The organism is Rhodococcus sp. IEGM 1318, assembly GCF_033142465.1.
Classification (GTDB): Bacteria; Actinomycetota; Actinomycetes; order Mycobacteriales; family Mycobacteriaceae; genus Rhodococcus_F; species Rhodococcus_F qingshengii_B.
In genome coordinates, this window is sequence record NZ_JAWLSC010000005.1 from 13,240 (window position 1) to 31,019 (window position 17,780).

The 17,780-nt window shown below is 62.5% G+C and carries 15 protein-coding genes and 2 pseudogenes; 12 read left to right on the forward strand and 5 right to left on the reverse strand.

Annotation, left to right across the window (positions count from 1 at the left end; all coding sequences use genetic code 11):
• Nucleotides 1-123 precede the first annotated feature (123 nt).
• Entirely contained in the window at nucleotides 124-1,245 is a 1,122-nt protein-coding gene (locus tag R4P65_RS13240) for an endonuclease/exonuclease/phosphatase family protein (protein ID WP_317826834.1), read from the forward strand.
• Here R4P65_RS13240 and R4P65_RS13245 read toward each other — a convergent pair.
• On the reverse strand, nucleotides 1,216-2,295 hold the full coding sequence (locus R4P65_RS13245; protein ID WP_317826835.1) for an alpha/beta fold hydrolase: 1,080 nt from the start codon (nucleotides 2,293-2,295) through the stop codon (nucleotides 1,216-1,218). The two genes, R4P65_RS13240 and R4P65_RS13245, sit on opposite strands and share 30 nt — an antisense overlap.
• 106 nt (nucleotides 2,296-2,401) lie before the next feature.
• Here R4P65_RS13245 and R4P65_RS13250 point away from each other — a divergent pair, with 106 nt between their 5' ends.
• Entirely contained in the window at nucleotides 2,402-3,004 is a 603-nt protein-coding gene (locus R4P65_RS13250) for a TetR/AcrR family transcriptional regulator (protein WP_317826836.1), read from the forward strand.
• Here R4P65_RS13250 and pip read toward each other — a convergent pair.
• Nucleotides 2,992-3,951, reverse strand: a pseudogene (pip, locus tag R4P65_RS13255) (prolyl aminopeptidase). The gene R4P65_RS13250 and the pseudogene pip overlap by 13 nt on opposite strands.
• Before the next feature lie 101 nt (nucleotides 3,952-4,052).
• Here pip and R4P65_RS13260 point away from each other — a divergent pair.
• The 9 genes and pseudogenes from R4P65_RS13260 to R4P65_RS13300 all read left to right on the forward strand — a co-directional run bounded on the left by R4P65_RS13260 (nucleotide 4,053) and on the right by R4P65_RS13300 (nucleotide 12,457).
• Nucleotides 4,053-4,511, forward strand: a complete 459-nt coding sequence (locus R4P65_RS13260; protein WP_230815949.1) for a hypothetical protein — start codon at nucleotides 4,053-4,055, stop codon at nucleotides 4,509-4,511.
• A 4-nt stretch (nucleotides 4,512-4,515) separates the two neighbouring features.
• Nucleotides 4,516-5,112: a hypothetical protein gene (locus R4P65_RS13265; RefSeq protein WP_317826837.1), complete on the forward strand. Its 597-nt coding sequence runs from the start codon at nucleotides 4,516-4,518 to the stop codon at nucleotides 5,110-5,112.
• An 84-nt stretch (nucleotides 5,113-5,196) separates the two neighbouring features.
• On the forward strand, nucleotides 5,197-5,817 hold the full coding sequence (locus R4P65_RS13270; protein ID WP_317826838.1) for a helix-turn-helix domain-containing protein: 621 nt from the start codon (nucleotides 5,197-5,199) through the stop codon (nucleotides 5,815-5,817).
• 9 nt (nucleotides 5,818-5,826) lie between these two features.
• Nucleotides 5,827-6,687, forward strand: a complete 861-nt coding sequence (locus tag R4P65_RS13275; RefSeq protein ID WP_069145366.1) for a 3-hydroxyacyl-CoA dehydrogenase — start codon at nucleotides 5,827-5,829, stop codon at nucleotides 6,685-6,687.
• 152 nt (nucleotides 6,688-6,839) lie between these two features.
• A complete protein-coding gene (locus R4P65_RS13280) occupies nucleotides 6,840-7,883 on the forward strand; it encodes a ParB/Srx family N-terminal domain-containing protein (protein ID WP_317826839.1) in 1,044 nt (347 codons plus the stop codon).
• Between the two features lie 47 nt (nucleotides 7,884-7,930).
• Nucleotides 7,931-8,206: pseudogene (locus tag R4P65_RS13285) on the forward strand (sulfite reductase subunit alpha); the annotation flags it as partial.
• A 46-nt stretch (nucleotides 8,207-8,252) separates the two neighbouring features.
• Nucleotides 8,253-9,146 carry a hypothetical protein gene (locus tag R4P65_RS13290; protein WP_317826840.1) on the forward strand — a complete coding sequence of 298 codons (894 nt, stop codon included), beginning with the start codon at nucleotides 8,253-8,255 and terminating at the stop codon, nucleotides 9,144-9,146.
• Between the two features lie 132 nt (nucleotides 9,147-9,278).
• Nucleotides 9,279-10,913 carry an ABC transporter ATP-binding protein gene (locus R4P65_RS13295; protein ID WP_317826841.1) on the forward strand — a complete coding sequence of 545 codons (1,635 nt, stop codon included), beginning with the start codon at nucleotides 9,279-9,281 and terminating at the stop codon, nucleotides 10,911-10,913.
• On the forward strand, nucleotides 10,910-12,457 hold the full coding sequence (locus R4P65_RS13300; protein ID WP_317826842.1) for an ABC transporter ATP-binding protein: 1,548 nt from the start codon (nucleotides 10,910-10,912) through the stop codon (nucleotides 12,455-12,457). The genes R4P65_RS13295 and R4P65_RS13300 overlap by 4 nt, the downstream gene beginning before the upstream one ends.
• 773 nt (nucleotides 12,458-13,230) lie before the next feature.
• Here the strand turns inward: R4P65_RS13300 and R4P65_RS13305 are convergent.
• Both R4P65_RS13305 and R4P65_RS13310 read right to left on the reverse strand, forming a co-directional pair.
• On the reverse strand, nucleotides 13,231-14,316 hold the full coding sequence (locus tag R4P65_RS13305) for an ABC transporter substrate-binding protein (protein WP_317826844.1): 1,086 nt from the start codon (nucleotides 14,314-14,316) through the stop codon (nucleotides 13,231-13,233).
• Between the two features lie 73 nt (nucleotides 14,317-14,389).
• Nucleotides 14,390-15,220 (reverse strand): siderophore-interacting protein, encoded by an 831-nt coding sequence (locus tag R4P65_RS13310; RefSeq protein ID WP_317826845.1) that lies wholly within the window; start codon nucleotides 15,218-15,220, stop codon nucleotides 14,390-14,392.
• A gap of 171 nt (nucleotides 15,221-15,391) precedes the next feature.
• On the opposite strand from R4P65_RS13310, the gene R4P65_RS13315 reads away from it, so the two are divergent.
• Complete coding sequence (locus tag R4P65_RS13315) at nucleotides 15,392-16,978, forward strand: helix-turn-helix domain-containing protein (RefSeq protein WP_317826846.1); 1,587 nt, start codon at nucleotides 15,392-15,394, stop codon at nucleotides 16,976-16,978.
• A 19-nt stretch (nucleotides 16,979-16,997) separates the two neighbouring features.
• On the opposite strand, the gene R4P65_RS13320 is transcribed toward R4P65_RS13315, so the two are convergent.
• Nucleotides 16,998-17,654 (reverse strand): TetR/AcrR family transcriptional regulator, encoded by a 657-nt coding sequence (locus R4P65_RS13320; protein ID WP_230815938.1) that lies wholly within the window; start codon nucleotides 17,652-17,654, stop codon nucleotides 16,998-17,000.
• Between the last annotated feature and the right edge of the window lie 126 nt (nucleotides 17,655-17,780).

Here is a 17,780-nt window from a genome sequence, read left to right on the forward strand (position 1 = left end):
ACTATTGCCCGCGCGGTGTTCTGTGGAAATCTGCCATTTTGCTATTGGTTAACTGTCCGTTTAGGTAGCGATGGTAATCATCTTCCGGGGGTTCGAGCACACGACAACGAGAGCCGGGATTTGATGAATGGATTGACGCGCCGCCAGATGGTCAAGGCGATGGCGGTAGCCGCAGGGACAGTCACCGCGAGTGCATTTACCTTGGGTGCCAATGCCTCCGTCGCAGGAGCGAACCCCGCGACGGAGATCAAAGTGCTCTCCCTCAATACCTGGCACGGCGGAACCAAGATCAACGGTGGCCTGCAGCTGATCGCCGACATGATCATCTCGACCCAGGCGTCGATAGTTCTCCTGTCGGAAGCCGGCACTGCGACAACTGTATTGGCCGACATGCTGACCAAATCAGGAACCACCTTCTACGGAGCAGCGTCCTCCGACGTGGGGATTCTCTCCAAGTTTCCGATCGAGGAGACAGCCGACCTGAACTCGATGATCAAGGCAGTCGTGACGGTCGACGGCAAACAAATCGCTGCTTACTCGGCACATCTGGCCTACACGTCCTACGCGACCTATCTACCGCGCGGATACGGCGCGGGTGTTCCCAAGCCTGGAGAGTTCTCCGAGTTCGGCTGGAACAAGATGCCGTCCGGTCCGGTCACGGACCCCGAGACGGTTCAGCGTGTGAACGTCAATTCGGGACGACCCCTGGCAATTTCGACGTTCATCGACGATGCGGCCGCAGAACGAGCGAAGGGCAGGTCCGTCATCCTCGGCGGCGATTTCAACGAACCGTCGGCCCTGGACTGGACCGACGGCACGCGAAATCTGTTCGACCACAACGGTGTCGTCATTCCGTGGGAATCCACCCGTCTGCTCGACCAAGCCGGATTTGTCGATGCATACCGCAGCAAGTACCCGAACCCGGCTACACACCCGGGCTTCACCTGGCCGTCCGACAATCCCGACGTCGACACCTCACAGCTCACCTGGGCACCCGAGGCAGATGAACGCGATCGGATCGACTACATCTTCGCCGACCGCGCTTCCGACCTGAAGTTGGGATCTGTAGGAATCATCGGACCCCGAAAGACGATCGTGCACAACAAAAGAGTGGAGGAGAACTCCCAGGACAACGTCATCGCTTCACCGACGCCGTGGCCGACCGATCACAAGGCCGTTCTTGCGACGTATCGTTTTGCCAGCTTCGGCGGCGGATCATCTACCGGTTCGTGGAACGGTTCCTGACAGGGCATCTCGTAGCCAGTCGATCATCATCGGCGTCAACTCGGGCAGCTTGCTCACTGCGCAGTGCCCCGCATCCGGGATGACGTGTACCTGCGTGTTCGGGCGCTCTTCGAAGAGTGTTGTGTCCGAGAGCGGGATGTGAACGTCGTCGGCCCCGTTGACCACAAGCATCGGGGCCCGGCCGTCGTCGGCGGTCATCAAGACACTGCGATCGAACGCACGGAGACCCTGTACCAGCGCCTCTTTGGTTGCCGGGGCATCGAAACCCAGTGCGTTTCCGACGATGTCGCCCATGCCGTAGACCAGGCGCTCGGCGTTCGCAGCCTCGAACGCACCCTTGACCGGGGCACCGATGTTGATCACCGCATCGACGGCGCCGGTCAACCCCGAGCGCACGGCGAAGTTGCCGCCGAAGGAGACTCCCAGGTGCGCCACCTGCCCGTTGCCGAGAGCGCGAGCCGTCGATACGAGCCCGTCGATCACCTCGTCGCCGAAAGCATCGAGAGGAACGGGTGATTCACCAGTTCCCGGCTGATCGAAAGCAACAACCGTCACCCCGGCGTTCTTCGCGAACGCGCTGGCCAACGGATGCATGTCCATCTTCCAGCCGTCGACGCCGCCGCTGAGCAACAGGACGGGTGCGTCTTCGTACCGTCCGTCCGCCGAGAGGATGTGTACCGGTAGCTCGATCTCGCCGTTTCCGTAGGGCAGGGACAGGATTCGACGCTCGAACTCGAGCCCGAATCCTGGTGCTGCCTTGACGTATTCGTCCACCTGATTGCGCAGAGCCCGTCGACGGGATTCGTTGGCCAGCACCGGGAACTTGGCGATTCCGTAGATCATCGCTGCCAGGGAATGATTGCTGGCCGCGGAGTACTTCGCCGCCAGCGCCGACCACTCGTACGACCAACCACCCGGCGCGTCGGCCCAGGTCGAGTTGATGGACGCGCGCAGTTCCTCGAGATCCGAGACGGGGAGCCCGAAGCTCAGAAACTGACCTGTGCGCTCTTCGAAGAGGCCTCGGTGATCGACAGGAAATTCGTATGACATGGGAAAACACCCCTCAATTCATCTCTAATGCAACGACCAGTTGCATTAGCTCAGTGAATCACGCGTCTCCAGCTAACACAACACCTTGTTGCGATAAGGTTTACCCATGACCTCGACACCACAACGGCCCGGAGGGCGAAGCGCCAGGGTGCGCGAGGCCGTCCTGGCTGCCACCGCGGCCGAACTGTCCGAACGCGGATTTGCAGCGATGACCATCGAGGACATAGCCGCCCGTTCCGGAGTCCACAAGACCACCATCTACCGGCGGTGGAGCACACTGTCCCAGTTGGTGGCCGACGCGGCCGTCGAAATATCGGCAACCACCGTTCCCATCCCGGACACCGGTTCCGTCGAATCCGACCTGCGCGAGATGGCCAGATCGATAGTCGCACTGGTAACAAGCGAGTCGGGCGGCGCGTTGGTGGCTGCACTGTTCTCTGACGCGGTTCGTACGCCAGAAGTGGCAAGACTCAAGCGCGAGTTCTATTCCGCACGTTACGAACTGGCCGATATCGTGGTCCGCCGAGCAGTCGAACGCGGGGAAATCTCCGAGAAGGTCTCAGCTGCTGATCTTCTGGCGGCCGTCGCCGCGCCCATCTACTATCGCCTGTTGGTCGCCGATCTACCTGTCGACCAGTCGGTTGCCGATCGCGCTGCTGCCGGCGCGCTCGCTGCGGCGCACGCCGGAGCACTCGATCAGACCGAATGAGCCAGTGAATTCAGCGCTTCCACGATTGCCTCGTTGAATCCACCCCCGCCATGCCCGGCGTCGTCGAGCACCACCAACTCACTGCCCGGCCAACGCTGGTGGATCGCCCAGGCAGTATCGAGTGGTCCGGAAATGTCATACCGGCCGTGCACGAGAATCGCGGGAATCTCGGCGAGACGGTCCATTCCGTCCAGGATCTGATTCGGCGCGAGGAAGCAATCGTTGGCCCAGTAGTGCGTGACCAGCCTGGTCATCACCCGACGGAAGTCCGGATTCTGGTATCGAACACTCGGAGTCCACCCCGGCATCAGCGACACATGTACGTCTTCCCAGCGGCACCACTGCACCGCAGCATTCTCCCGCACAACAGGATCCGGATCGGCGAGCAGTCGCGCGTATGCCGCGGGAAGGTTTCCGTCACGCTCTTCCTCCGGCAACGGCGCGACGAACTCTTCCCACTCGCGCGGAAACACTCTGCCCATGGCGCGGGTGATTCACTCGATTTCGCCCCTCGTCCCGCCGGTGATCGCGCCCAAGGCCATCGCGATCACCCGCTCGGGAAACGCCTGGGCGTACACCAGCCCCAAACTCACGCCCCAGGAAAGTCCCGTGACGATCCATCGCTCGATACCGAGATGCTCACGAAGACGCTCGATGTCTTCCACAATGTGCGCCGTCGTGTTCACGGTCAGATCGACGTCCGGACTGCTCGCAAGAGGAAGACTGCGCCCACAGCCCCGCTGATCGAACAGAACTGCGCGAAAGGCTTCGGGATCGAAGAAGCGCCTGGCACCGACAGTGCATCCCGCACCGGGACCGCCATGGAGATAGAGAACAGGAATACCCGTCGGATTCCCGACGGTCTCCCAGTAGAGACTCTGACCATCCGCCACTTCCAACAGACCGGACTCATACGGTTCGACGGGCGGGTACAGGACAGCAGTCATAGGCGGTGATTCTTCCATCAAGCCGGCTACTCGAGTAGGCAGCACGCGGCCGAGCAATGGCCTAGCGTGGACAGGACACCACTGCGACGGGAGTACACCAGATGCGTGATGGGTTCAGGTTGCCGGGGTACGGCGGCGCAGCGGTCTTCCTTCGCAGTCATGCGGTTCCCGCCACTGTCTTCGAATCCGACGTGCCCACACTTGTTTTCGACGTCGGGCTGCTCAGCCCCGATCGGTTCAATCAGTACCTCAGCCGACACACGGATGAGGGGTTTGTCGAGCGGCTGGCGGCGTTCTTCTTTCACGCGGCCGCAGACTTCCATCCCGAAAAGTCGCTCCCGCCGTTTACCGACGAACGACTCGGGCTGATGATCTCGGTCTGTTCCAGCACCGATCGAGAGGTGGAACTCGACTTCTCACTGGCCGAGGATCCCGAATCGGAGGACACCGAACGCGACGAGATGACCTTCGAGACAAGCCGAGTCGTCCTCGCGACCTCGGCGCAGACGGTTTCTCGACTGACCGGTGGAGTAGCCACCCACTTCGACGGGGAGTTGTAGAGACATGGGTTTTCTCTTCGAGGTTCTCGATTTTCCCGAAGGCAGTCGGATGACCGATCTGTGGAACAACACGTGGGCCGAGCCGGCAACCGGAGAGGAGATCGCGTCCGGCCACTTCATTCACCTCGGAGACGATCAGCACGTCGACGTGGAGACAGATTTTCTCAGTAGTCACCTGCCCTTCAACGTGGCAGGCTTCGGCGGAGTCTTTCCCGACGGCAAACCCTGGATGTTCGTCATGCAGAAGGCACCGGCCGACCTCGCGACCAGGCTGCGCGGTGAGGACGATCCACACTCGCTTCTGCGCGGATCACTCGACCGCGCCATATCTTTCAATCCCGATGCACTGGTGGCCGAGGAATTGTCCTGGAGGCATGACGATCTGGTGAAGGTGTACGAGGAAGAGGGCATCCCAGCAGCATCCATCGTCGGCTGGTCGGCCGCGGATCTCCTGCGCGGCCTCTTGGCGCAGTGTTGCAATGCCGAACTTGCCGCCGTCGTCGCCGGATACCCCGAATGTGCCTACCCCGAATCGGCGCATGCGTGCGAAGCAGACGTGTTCGCCGACGTGTTCGCCGGTTGGGTCAGCGGAATGCGGTGATGTGACGGAGGAGACCCCATCCTCTCGATATTTCGGAGTAGACTCATTTATGAGCGGGATCCGAAATGAGACGAGGTGAGCGGGATGACGAAATCGGACCAAGAGTTGGGTCGTCGTGAACGCAACAAACTCGAGAAGCAGACACGCATCTTCGACGCCGCGGCCGAACTGTTCGCGGAAAAGGGCTACAGCGCAGTCACAACTCAAGAAATTGCCGATCGCGCCGATGTAGCCGGTGGCACCCTCTTTCGTTACGCCGCAAGCAAAGCCGAGCTACTGCTCATGGTGTACAACGCGGAGTACCGCAAGCAGATCGAACTGGGAGAAGAGCGTGAGGCCAAATCGACGGGCACAGAAGATCGTGTGCTCGAGCTTGTTTCACCCCTGCTGATCGCGAGTCGCCGAAACGACGAGAACACTGGTATCTACCAACGCGAAGTGTTGTTCGGCGAGCCCAGCGAATGTTTCCGGGCCGAAGGTCTGGAACTCTCGCAGCGCCTGCAAACGCGGATTGCGCAAATCTTGCTCGAGGGGCACCCCAAACACACCACCCGAACCATCACTGCAGCGCGAACGATTTCCAACGTGCTGCACTTCGAAATAGCCCGCGCGGCATTGGACCGGATCACGGCTGACGAACTCACGAACATCGTTGCCGCACAAGTTCGATTGACGCTTGCCGGACTACCCACCGAAAAGGATTGAGGATCAAAAATGACTGAACTGAAGCAGATCACCGTTCTGGGTACCGGAGTTCTCGGCTCGCAGATCGCCTATCAGACCGCCTATCACGGATTCGACGTCGTCGCGTACGACATCAACGCCGAGGTCATCGAGAAGGCCAAGGCTCGGTTCGACTCGTTGGCCGCGGCCTACAAGGCCGAAAACGTCGAGGGCGCCAAGGAAGGCAAGGCCGACGAAGCGCTACAACGTATTACGTACTCATACGATCTCGCCGAAGCCGTGACCAAGGCCGATCTTGTCATCGAGGCAATTCCCGAGGACATCGCCATCAAGCGCGACACCTACGAGAAGCTCGCCGCAGTAGCTCCTGAGCACACGGTGTTCGCAACCAACTCCTCGACGCTTCTGCCGAGCGACCTCAAGGAGTTCACCGGCCGCCCCGAGAAGTTCCTCGCACTGCACTTCGCAAATCACGTGTGGGTCAACAACACTGCCGAGGTCATGGGCACCGAGTCCACCGACCCCGCCGTGTACCGCGAGGTCGTCGAATTCGCGAAGAACATCGGCATGGTGCCGATCGAACTCAAGAAGGAGAAGGCGGGCTACGTACTCAACTCGCTCCTGGTCCCGCTCCTCAATGCAGCATCCGACCTGCTGATCGACGGCATCGCCGATCCCGACATGGTCGACAAGACGTGGCGTATCGGCACTGGAGCCCCGTTCGGCCCCTTCCAGATCATGGATGTCGTCGGGTTGACCACCGTCTACAACATCTCCTCGCAGGGCGGCGAGAAGCAGCGCGCGTTCGCCGACTACATCAAGAAGAACTACATCGACGAAGGCAAGCTCGGCGTCGCTGTCGGCGAGGGCTTCTACAACTACAAGGGCTGACCGACTTACCGGCTCACCGCGCGGTGGCTACGACTTGAATTCACGTGGTAGCCACCGCGCGGACGTCTGTTGTCAGCAAGTCCGAAACCACCCTGAGCGATTGTGACGCAAGCTTCTTCACGTGCGAACCCATCCTCAGGAGAGATCCCCACATGCGTCGTTCCGCCATCTCGGCACTCACAACACTGGTACTGCTCGGCGCCGGAACACTGGTCAGCACACCCGCTGTCGCTGCTCCCCTCGCGTGTGGCGGAATCTCCACCGGTTCGTTCTCAGGCTCCGTCGGCGGCTCGGAGTACCTGTGCGCCAAAGAAGGTGACCTTCTGGACGTGCGCATCGGCGACGTTCATGCGACGCAGCCTTCCCTCGGCTACGACGAGGTGTACTACAAGCTCGGGCGATACACGCTCGGAAAAGATGCGATCAACAAGAAGTTCGACGACTGGTGCGAGGCGAACGGCCAGATCCAGGCTGCGACCGCTACTCCCGCCTCGACGCTGAAGGACCCGTCGTCCTTCACCTGCCAGATACCAGTGGGTCAGGAAACCGCCGAGAGCATCGCGCCCATGAAGACCGTGGTCGTCGGACCCCGCGGCGATCTCTACCTGACCGACGGTCACCACACCCTCACGTCCTTCATCGAGACGGCAGACGGGGGTCCCGACCTTCACGTGCGACTTCGAGTTCTCGGTAACCTCAGCGGCCTGAGTGAAGGGGCCTTCTGGACCGAGATGGAAAAGAACAAGTGGGTCTGGTCGCGTGACGTGGACGGAAACCAGGTACCGGTCCAGTCCCTGCCGAAGAGCGTCGGCCTGGCCAACTTCGCCGACGACAAGTACCGCAGCCTGATGTACTTCTCCCGCGACATCGGATTTGCCGCTGGCTCGATCCCGTTCCAGGAGTTCTACTGGGGTGCGTGGGTCCGCGACACCGCGCCCGTCGACCTCACCAACTGGAATCGCGACGACCTCTCCAGCTACCTGGAGACCGTGAAGTCGGTGACCAAAGCACAGACCGCGTTGGCGGGCGATGCCGTCGTCGACAGCGGATTCACTGCCACCGATCTTGGTGTCCTGCCAGCCTGGAACGACGGCAAAGCCGAGTCCAAGGGAGCTTTCGCAAAGCTGTCGAAGCCGTACACCGACGACAAGCCGGGCAAGATCGCTTACGCACTTGCCTACAAGGCAACCCTCTGACTTGCTCGAATCCAAGTCGCACCCAACAGACTGGCCTGACCCGTGACGGTGTCCTGACGCGTCTCGACCTCGCCTTCTCTCGTGATCAGTCCGAGAAGATCTACGTCCAGACCCGCATGCGCGAGCATGGCCGAGACTTGTTCGACTGGCTCGAAAACGGTGCGCACGTGTACGTCTGCGGCGACGCGACCCGGATGGCAAAGGACGGCGACGACGCGCTGCACGAGGTGGTCTCCGAGCACGGTGGGTTGGGTGCGGACGCCGCCGAGGATTACGTCAACAACCTCAAACGATCGAAGCGGTATCTACGGGATGCCTACTGAGATGTGCCCGCACCGTGGCGAATGCCGTTGCGCAGCTTTGGCGCGCATGTCGGACCTGGACGCACTACTTGCGCGTCCAGGGTTCCGCGGTGGACTGATCGACACCGCACCTGAGGTAGTCGGCAAAATGCTGCCACTCTTGGACGACGCCGTAGCGATCACCGTTGCAGGTCCGGTGGCTGTCAACGACTCGGGCAAGTACGCCGTTCCAACAGTTCCCGGCGATCCGCTGGTCTGCACGCCCGGACTCGTCTCCCTACGTTTGAAGCCTTCCGCCCTCGGTTCGGTGGTGACCACTGACGCAGAACAGCACCTGCCCCCGACGCTTCGGATGTTCGGTACCCACGAGTCAAGTTCACACACTACGTATTTGACCCCGACCTCGGATCGTCTCGCCTTCGAAGCGATGCGAACTGCACCGAGCACTGTGAGGGAAACAAGCCCTCCCGTCCAGACATCGAATACTCCCGCCTTTTGGGCCGAGGCCGATCAGCTGACACAGCTCGACTTCATCCTCGCGGACAGCGGCACCGAACGTCGTAGCGGCTTAGTCGCTTTGGGTGCCCTCGGCTACCGGCGAGTCGATCCTCACCTCATGGCTGCCGGGATGGAGCACCTGTCCTACCACCAACTGCCCGTCACGAGTGTCGTCGCCGGCAACGGCTGCCTGCAGATTCATCGCGGTGACCTCGACGCCGCAGCCATGTTCGGCGGGACATTGACTCTAGCCTCGGACACGTGCCGAACGATGATCGATCTGAACGGCGTCTCGGAGTGCTGGCTGACCCGCACCCACGGAGTGCACGGTTTGACGACGTCTGTCGAGGTGTACGACTTCCGCCGCAAGTGCGTAGCCGTGTTCACTCAGACTGGCCCAACCGAATCCGCGGTCATGAGCGTATGGGAAGACGTCATGAGCAGCATTTCTGCAGCATCCTGAAAATTGCAGTGCGTTCCATTCAGGTGTAAGAAATCGGCGCATCGCGATAACTGGACAGGACGACCGAAGCCTAGCCTTGGGTTTCGGTCATTTGTCGTGTCTGCACCCGGACGCTGATTCAAGGAGTTATCCATGCCCCGCCCTCTCGTCGAACCGTCGCTGGTCCCGGCTTTGCGCCCGGCGCTTCCTGCATTGGCCGCCGGGGTGGTCGCGGCGGCAGCGTCGGGGGTCGCGATGCTCGGTGCGCTCTGGAGCGTCGTGCAACTCGTCGGTGAACCCTCGATGAGCCGGGCCGGGTGGGCATGTGGGCTGTGGCTCACCGGGGTAACGCTCGCGGCCACGTCGTCATGGCTCTCGCATCACGGCGAGTCGCTCTTCGAGGCCAGGCTTCGACGCCAGCTCGCAGCTCATCTCGTTCGACTGCCCGCAAGTACGCTGTCCCGCTACAGCGGAGACGCACTGAGGAGGCTCGTTTCGGACGACATCTCAGCGCTGCACCATATGACTGCGCACCTACCGGCCGAGTTCGCGACACTGATCGTGGTCCCGGCGGTCACGATCGCGGCGCTGGTCGCCTCAGCCGGCCCCGTGGCGCTTCTCGCTCTGGCTCCTGGCATCGTGGCAGCACTGTTCTACTTGTTCGTGATCCCCAGAATGGCCGCTCGGCACAGCGCCGAAAGCGCGGATGTCATGGGCGACATCGTGACCGCTGTGGACGACTATGCCCGCGGTATCCACGTCTGCCGGATCTACGGCGCGCAGACCGGCGCTGCCGCCGACTATGCAGAATCGACAGCACGGTTCACCCGGGGAATGCAGGAGCGCGTTCGACTCGTGGCTACCCCTGCGGCCGTCGCGGTTGCCCTTATGCAGGCGACGGCGACGTTCGCGATCGCCTATGCCGTCGGATATCGCGGGGATGCAACGACGTTGGCCGCCACTATTCTCTTCAGCCTCGCAATCGTGACACCGGCCCTGCGGCTCGGGCACGGCCTCGACTACGTCGCGGCTGGACGCGCTGCTGCAGTCCGGCTCGCCGCTGCCCTGGACGAACCCACCCTTCCTGCCGGTGAAGCACTCACCGTTCCGGCGTCGAGTCCCTCCGACTGCCTGGAGATCGTTGACCTGACTGTCATGATCGCGGACCGCAGAGTCGTCGACGGCGTCACGCATACATTCCGCCCAGCCGCGATCACTGCGATCACGGGACCGAGTGGAGCGGGCAAGTCGACGCTCCTGAAAGCACTGGCCGGCTTCGAGATCCCGGAACTGGGTACCGTCCGCTACGCGGATCAGAGCGTCGTCACGATCGACGAGAACCTGCGGCCACAGTCCATTCTGCTCACACCCCAGGGCGCAGACGTGCTGCCGGCCACGGTGCGCGAGAACATCGCGCTGGCCGCCCCCGATGCAACGGACGCGGAATACACCGCCGCACTACGCCGGGCACAGATCGACATCAGCCTCGACACCGACGCCACTTCACTCTCCGGCGGAGAACGTCAGCGAGTCGGGCTCGCTCGGGTATTCCTCTCGCCCGCAACAGTACTGCTGCTCGACGAGCCGACAAGTGCGCTCGACGATCGGACAGCGGCCGAACTGCTGAAGGAACTGCGCCACTTCGCGCACGACGAAGGAAAGACGATCGTGATCGTCACCCACGACCCTGCTCTTGCAGACGACGCCGACGATCGACTCGACCTCGTCAGTCCCAACTCGCACAACGCCGCCTCGCGCAATGCCGCCCTGACTGGAGCCGAACAATGAACAGCGCCAACGTAGCCCGCCGCCGCTTGATCACCATTGGATTCGGTTGGGTGTCCGTTGCTGTCCTCGAGGCGATCGCGTACACCACCCTCGCCCTCTCGATCGCTGATCACCGGTCGCCGGTTCTCGTGCTGGCCACGGCCGCAATCGCTCTCTTCGTGACCGTCCTGGTCTCGCGGGGCGGTTACTTCACCGGGGCTCGACTCGTCGGCGATCTCTACGACGCGCTCGGCGACGCCTTCGCCCGTGCAAAGCTGTCGTGGTTCACCGACGCCAACCGGGCACTGTTCGCCACCGTCGCCGGCCGCGGAATCCCGTCACTGATGAGCGTTCCCGCGCACCAACTTCAGACCTTCCTCGTTGCACCACTGATCCCGCTGCTCCTGCTTCCCGGAATCGCGGTCGTTGCGGGACCCGGCGTCATGCTGATCGTCGGCGGACTGCTCGCCGTTTCGCTCGCCGCTCAGACGCTAGCCCAACGCGCGCTCAGCCGAGCGGACGAGCGCCGACACGAGGCAGAGCTCGCAGCAACGCAGTCGACGCTCGAACTCACCGACCATCTCGAATTACTGCGTACGGCAGCCGGTCCCACACGTTCCGTCGAACGCATCGAGCGAAGCTGGCTGGATCAGGAAACCGCGCTTGCGCGGACCAATCTCGCCGCGGCACCAGCGACATTCATCTCGGCGATCGCCACCATTATGCCGTTGGCAGGCGCAGTGATTTTCCTCGCCGCCACCGGATTCGACGATCCCGCATCCGCTCTCGCCCTCGTCATCCTCACCGTTCGCGCCGCTGCGCCGCTCGACGAACTCGCCCTGGCCGGAATCGGAGTCAACGAACTGCGCGCAACGGTTCGCGACTACCGCGCCGCGACTTCGGCTCCCGCGCTGCCTGAACCCGCACCCCAGGACGCCGCGCGCCCTGTTGGAACGGACATCAAGGTCGTCGGGGTGGACCACGCTCCGGTTCTGCATGGCATCAACGCGGAGATCCCCGCTGGTGAGCGTGTTCTCGTCGCAGGGCGCTCCGGTACGGGGAAGAGCACACTTCTCGGGCTGCTCATGCGTTTCGATGACCCGGACGACGGCAGCGTCACTCTGGGCGGAGTTTCATTGCGCGACTTGCCCTACGACGACCTGGCGGCGCACATCGGCTACGTGCCACAAGATCCACTCGTGTTCTCGGGCACGCTCGGCGAGAACATCGGACTGGGAAGACCGGGCGCTACCGAAAGCGAGATCGAGGACGCCGCAAGGCGCGCTGCCCTCGGCGCCGTTCTCGAACGCTCGACGCTCGGCATCCATCAGGACGTCGGACACCAGGGTGCCGCTCTCTCCGGCGGCGAACGTCAGCGGGTGGCGATCGCTCGCGCCTTCCTCAAAGACGCTCCCGTCCTGGTGCTCGACGAGGCTACTTCGGCTCTCGACGAGGGCACCGAGCGCCGCATCGCCGGCGCCGTGCGGGAATTGGCGGCTACCGTCTTCGTCGTCACCCACCGCGACCCCGCCATCTGGGAGCCCACCCGCACGATCACCCTCTGACATAACTTGCCCTACAGCCAGGCCTACATCGATGCGGCCTGGCAGACTCAGCGAAAGCCTTTGCCCCGTAAAGCGAACGGTTCTTCAGATCAGCTTCCTGTGAGGACCAGCGCTGGGAGCATTGATGAGCCGACGGCGGCCGACCCAATGCCTAGAGGAATCAGCGCCGACATCATGTTTCGGTAGTCAACGGCCTCGATGGGCGGAAGCCCGGGGATGGGATTGGGAACGGGAGCGTGACGTTCCCAAGCCCCACATCGATTCGAAGTGAAGCTAGTGTCGCCCCACATGATTTCTACTGTTTCCGGCCCACCGCCGAAGTTGTTGTCGATGATGTCCCGGCCATAACCTGTCCGTTCCCAGTAACAAGACCGGCCGCCGGAGGTACTCCAGAGACCAGGCAGCATCTGGCCCTCGCCACTGCCAACTCGGTAGGTGCCATCGGTACCGGCCGGAATATACGTACCTGCGTTTGCGACACCGCCACCCACAAAGATCAAACCGGCAGATGCTGTGGCACACAACAGTGCCCCGACTAACTTTTTCTTCACTGACTCTCCTAAAACTCGCAAACTCGACCAGCGAACCTTAGGCGACCGACCGGTCGGATCGCGCACACCTGTCCGAATTGTGAAGTATTTCACCCCGGAGTGAACGAAGCCCTCGACGATCAGGTCCAGCGTCGACCCCGTGTTATCACTGCGACACGAACGACCCGCCGCCACACAATCCTGTGGCGACGGGTGAGTGCTTTCCGTTCTGCAGTTGTGTGTCTACAGCTTCGCGCTGATGAGCGGCACGATATGTTCAGCCGCCCATATTGTTCCGATCGGACCACCACTCGTGATCGCCCACAGAACATCCCCGCCGTCGGCGGTGCGAGGAGGCAGGCCAACCCAATGACCGGAGGACACAGCTCCCAGCGCTTGGAAAAGCTTCCCGCCGGTCAGCTTGTCGAAATCCTCCTCGCTGCCGGCGGCACTGCGGCCGATCAGGAGGAAGTCCGCATCGATGTTCTCGAGAAGTTCCTCGCCGACAGTACTCTGGGTGACGAACTCTTTTGCGTGCGGGTTCTCGGCGAAACCGAGCTCACCCAAGAATGTTGCCGGAGCCGAACCGAGCGCCGAAAGATACTGCAGCCCATTGCCGGTGCCGTAGAAGATCGCCCAGGTTGCAGTCAGACCCGCGAGTTGCGGGTTCTCCTGGCGCACGTTCGCAAAATACTGGTCATGGTCGGCCACGATCTTTTCGGCCGCCTTCGAGAGGTCGAGCGTCTCGCCGAGTACGCGGATCGACTCCTTCCACGGCACGAGCATCCGCGACTTCGTGTCGGGGCTCGTCACAACCGGTGCGATGGAGGACAAATGCTCGTAGTAATCGCCCAGGGACAAACCACCCAGGCCGTCAGCCCAGCCGACGGCGACGATGAGGTCCGGTTCGCTCGCGGCGATCGCTTCGACGGGAAGTGTTCCACCCATCGCGAACTCGAAGGTATCGAGATTCTCTGCGTCGTAAGGCAACAAGTACGACTGGGAAGCCGATTCCTTCACCATCGACGAGGAGAGGACGGGTTTGACGCCGAGCGCGAGGAGCATTTCCGTGTCGACGGCGTTGGGCACGATGGCGGCGATCCGCTCCGGTCGCTTCTCGAGAATACTTGTACCGTATGGCGATTCCAGGGTCAGCGGGTAGGTAGTCGTTCCTTCCGCAGCCGGAAGGGCGTTCCCCTCCGAACCGGGAGGGGATGCCGTTTTCGAGTCTTCGGCCGAGGCCGAGCACCCGGTCACGAGTAGCGCTGCGGCGAGCGCGGCCCCGATCAGTCCGGTGATCCGTGATCGTCTGGTGCGCAGGACTGTCATTTCTGCCTTTCGGTGTTATCGAACACTTTCGGTGTTGCTGAGGTGAAGGTGTTGGGTGAGCGATGGAGCCAGGTCAGGAATCTGCACGCACGGCCCCGCCTCGTTTCCAGTAGCCGGTGAAATCGATGTCCGTCCTCGCAATTCCTCGATCACGAATCAAATGACGACGAAGCGAGCGAACCGTCGCCTGTTCGCCTGCAAGCCAGCCGAATACGCGCCCGTCAGGCCATTCGACAGCACTGACCGCGTCGAGCAACAAAGTAGTAGCGCCGGACTCGGCCCCCTCGCGTGGCAACCAAGTGACACTCACCCCGGACAACTCGCGCACCGATTGGATGTGAGCCGAGTCCGCAATTTCGACGAACACATGCCCCCTGGCATCGGCGGGCAATTCCTCGAGAAGACGTGCGATCGCCGGCAACGCGGTCTCGTCACCGACGGCCAGCAGATACTCGTAATCTTCCGGGAGTCCCTGCGATACAGAGGGGCCCGCGATGTGCATTCGGTCGCCCGGACTGGCGTCCCGCGCCCAGGTGGTAGCCACTCCCTCGCCGTGAACGACGAAATCGACGTCGAGTTCCCTTGTTCGCGGATCGTAGCGGCGCACGGTGTATGCGCGGGCAAGCGGACGGCGCCCCGCAGCGAAAGTCACACTGCCGTCGACCATTACCGGCAGCACCGGGTCGGATTCGCCGGGGTAGGTGAACAGCAACCGGATGTCGTCGTCGAAGCCCGTACTCGCGAAGGCGGGTTCGGCAATTCCGTCGGCGTTGGTGAAGGTGTCGAGTTGGGCTCCGGTGAGCGTCACTCTCCGCATGCCCGGCGTCACCTCTGTCACCCGATGTACCTCGAGTTCGCGCAAGGTAACGGGGTACGCCCTTGTCGGACGGGTGTTTCGGGGCACGGAAAGTCTCCTCGGAAGCGCACAGACGGGGGTCCGGCCCACGTTCGATCACGGCGGGAGGGCCAATAAATAAAGCTAGCCTGCCCTAATCAGTTATGGTTATCCGTGCGTGCCGACTTCTTACACTCATCGGTCGGCTGGAAGAGAATGCATCGACGTCGGGAGGGCATCGTGGGACCACGGTTGGTGTTCCCCGCAGGCGAAGTCCCCGAGATCCCCGCGGCTCGGCTCGCCTCGATCGCGAATGAACGCGAGCCACTGCTATTCTGGGTACATACCGGGCGCGCAGAACTGCAGATCGGCGGCCGTACCCGCAGTGTGACTGCGGGGGCGGCAATCTGGGTACCGGCGGGAATCGCGTACAGCATCCGGGTCGATCCGGGCGCGGTCGCATTTCCCATCCCACTGCCCGCGGCCGACCTGCCGCCCGCGTTGAACCGGGTCATCGACTTCGAGATCCCAGCAGACTGGCAGGACTGGCTCGTCCACCAATTCGCGCACAACTTGGGATTTCTTCGGGGCGAGACGGCAGCGGGAGCCGGACTGATCGAGCTTGTCGCGGGAGCCCACGCCAATGAGGTCAGCGCTTCGGTGCCGCACTCCCCGCCGAGTTTGCCTCGCTCGGCCGAAGCCCTCGAGATCGCTCGCACGCTTCTACGGACCCCAGCCGATGACACGGAACTTTCCCAGTTCGCCCGGCAACTCAAGATCGGTGTCCGCACCCTGCAGCGCCGATTCACCGAGGAGACGGGGTTGCCGTTCGTGCGCTGGCGCACCTCGGCCCGGATCGCGGCAGCAACCGCTTACCTGGACACCGGCCGTGAAATCGGTTGGACGGGTACGCAGGTCGGATTCGCAACTCCCGCGGGATTCACCCGCGCCTTCCGTGAACACACCGGCATGACACCCAGCGCCTACGCACGTGCACACCGAGGTTCGGCGCCGATCCAGGAGAACGAAACGTTGGCACAGAGCGTCGCACTGTTGTCCGAGGAAGGCGCCCCGCCAGGCTCGGCACCGATACCGCCGACGATCCCCGCAAGCGGAACATGGGCTAGGGTCAACGACTTTCACGTCGTCGTCTGGATCTATCGAGGCTCCGCCCGGGTTACTTTCGGCGACCGAACGTGGAATCTGAGGCGGGGCGACGCAATGTGGCTTCCAGCGGGGGTGCGCAACAGTGTCGAGATCGCGGAAGGCTCTCTGCTACTTCCCCTCGGGTCCCAGCCGGGCGCCTCTCCGGTCGCCGCACCGCCGCCACGTGTGCTGCACTTCGCTCGCGAAGCGGAGACGTATCTGTTGCACACGGTGGTCGCGAATTACACTCACCTACGCCCCGAGATCCACGACCCGGCGCGAATCTCGAGGCTGGTCCGCAGCTCTGCAGCGGCTCGTCCACACGGCAGCCGTCAGAGCGATCCAGTCGAGACGATCCTTGCCGCACTACGGGCCGACCCCACCGATTCCCGCACGCTGTCGGAGTGGAGCGCTCGACTCGGCGTCGACGAGAACTTGCTCCAGAAAGACTTCACTGCGGCCACCGGCCAGAGCTACCCACGCTGGCGAGCCCAGTTACGCATGACCCTCGCGCGTGCCCATCTCGAGGAGGGTCTCTCGGCCGGAGAGACTGCCCGCCGACTCGGCTACGCGCACGCCTCCGGCTTCACCAAGGTCTTCATCGCTGCCCACGGCATGTCGCCGCGGGATTACCAGCGCCGCGGGTGGCGAGGCACGACCGAAGGACTCATCGACCCGTGAACCTCCGTCGGATTCACACCTACCGCTCGGCGACGCCCTTCGATTCCGGCGACAGAGCCGGGAACCAGATATCTGTCAGAACCTCGGCCGCCTGAACCCGCGTCACATCGATCGTCCCCTGCACGGCCCAGCGTGTGAAGAATCGCTCCAGCTGACTCACGAGCAGTTCGACGCGCAACCTCGCCTCGTCGTGCTGTTCCACCGGCCACCGGCCCAGATATTTGGGCATGGCGTTCGGTAGTTCGGTCATACCGTCTCGCGCTGTCTCGCGGAACTCCGGTTCGAGTGCCACGGCCTCGTCCCAGGCCGGCAGCAGGCGCTTGTTTTCGTCGAACCAGTCGAAGGCACGTTCCAGCCATGCGGTGAATTCCACGCGAGAGTTCGTGTCGAGGACTCGATCGAGATCGATGTAGAAAGCGAACGCACTCGCCGCCATCCCGGCCGCGCCAATCGTCTTGAGCATCTCCACCTTGCTGGCGAAATGCACGTAGAACGTGGCTCTACTGCATCCGACGACCGAGGCGATGTCGTCGACCGTGACTGCCGCATATCCCCGCTCTTCGAACAGGGTGCGTGCGGCGTCCACGAGTTTGGCCCGCGTCGCGCGTTTCTGCTCGTCGCGAAGGGTTCCCCGCCTGTTCTTCGGGCCATCGGTAGTCGTGCTCACGTCGCCCACCTTGCTCGCATTTCGACCTTCTGGCAAATCACCGACTTACCGTCATCGAAAAACATTGCGTCATTCATTGACACATCGTCAGCGAATGGCGCACTATGACTCAAGTCACTTCTCGGGCATCGATTC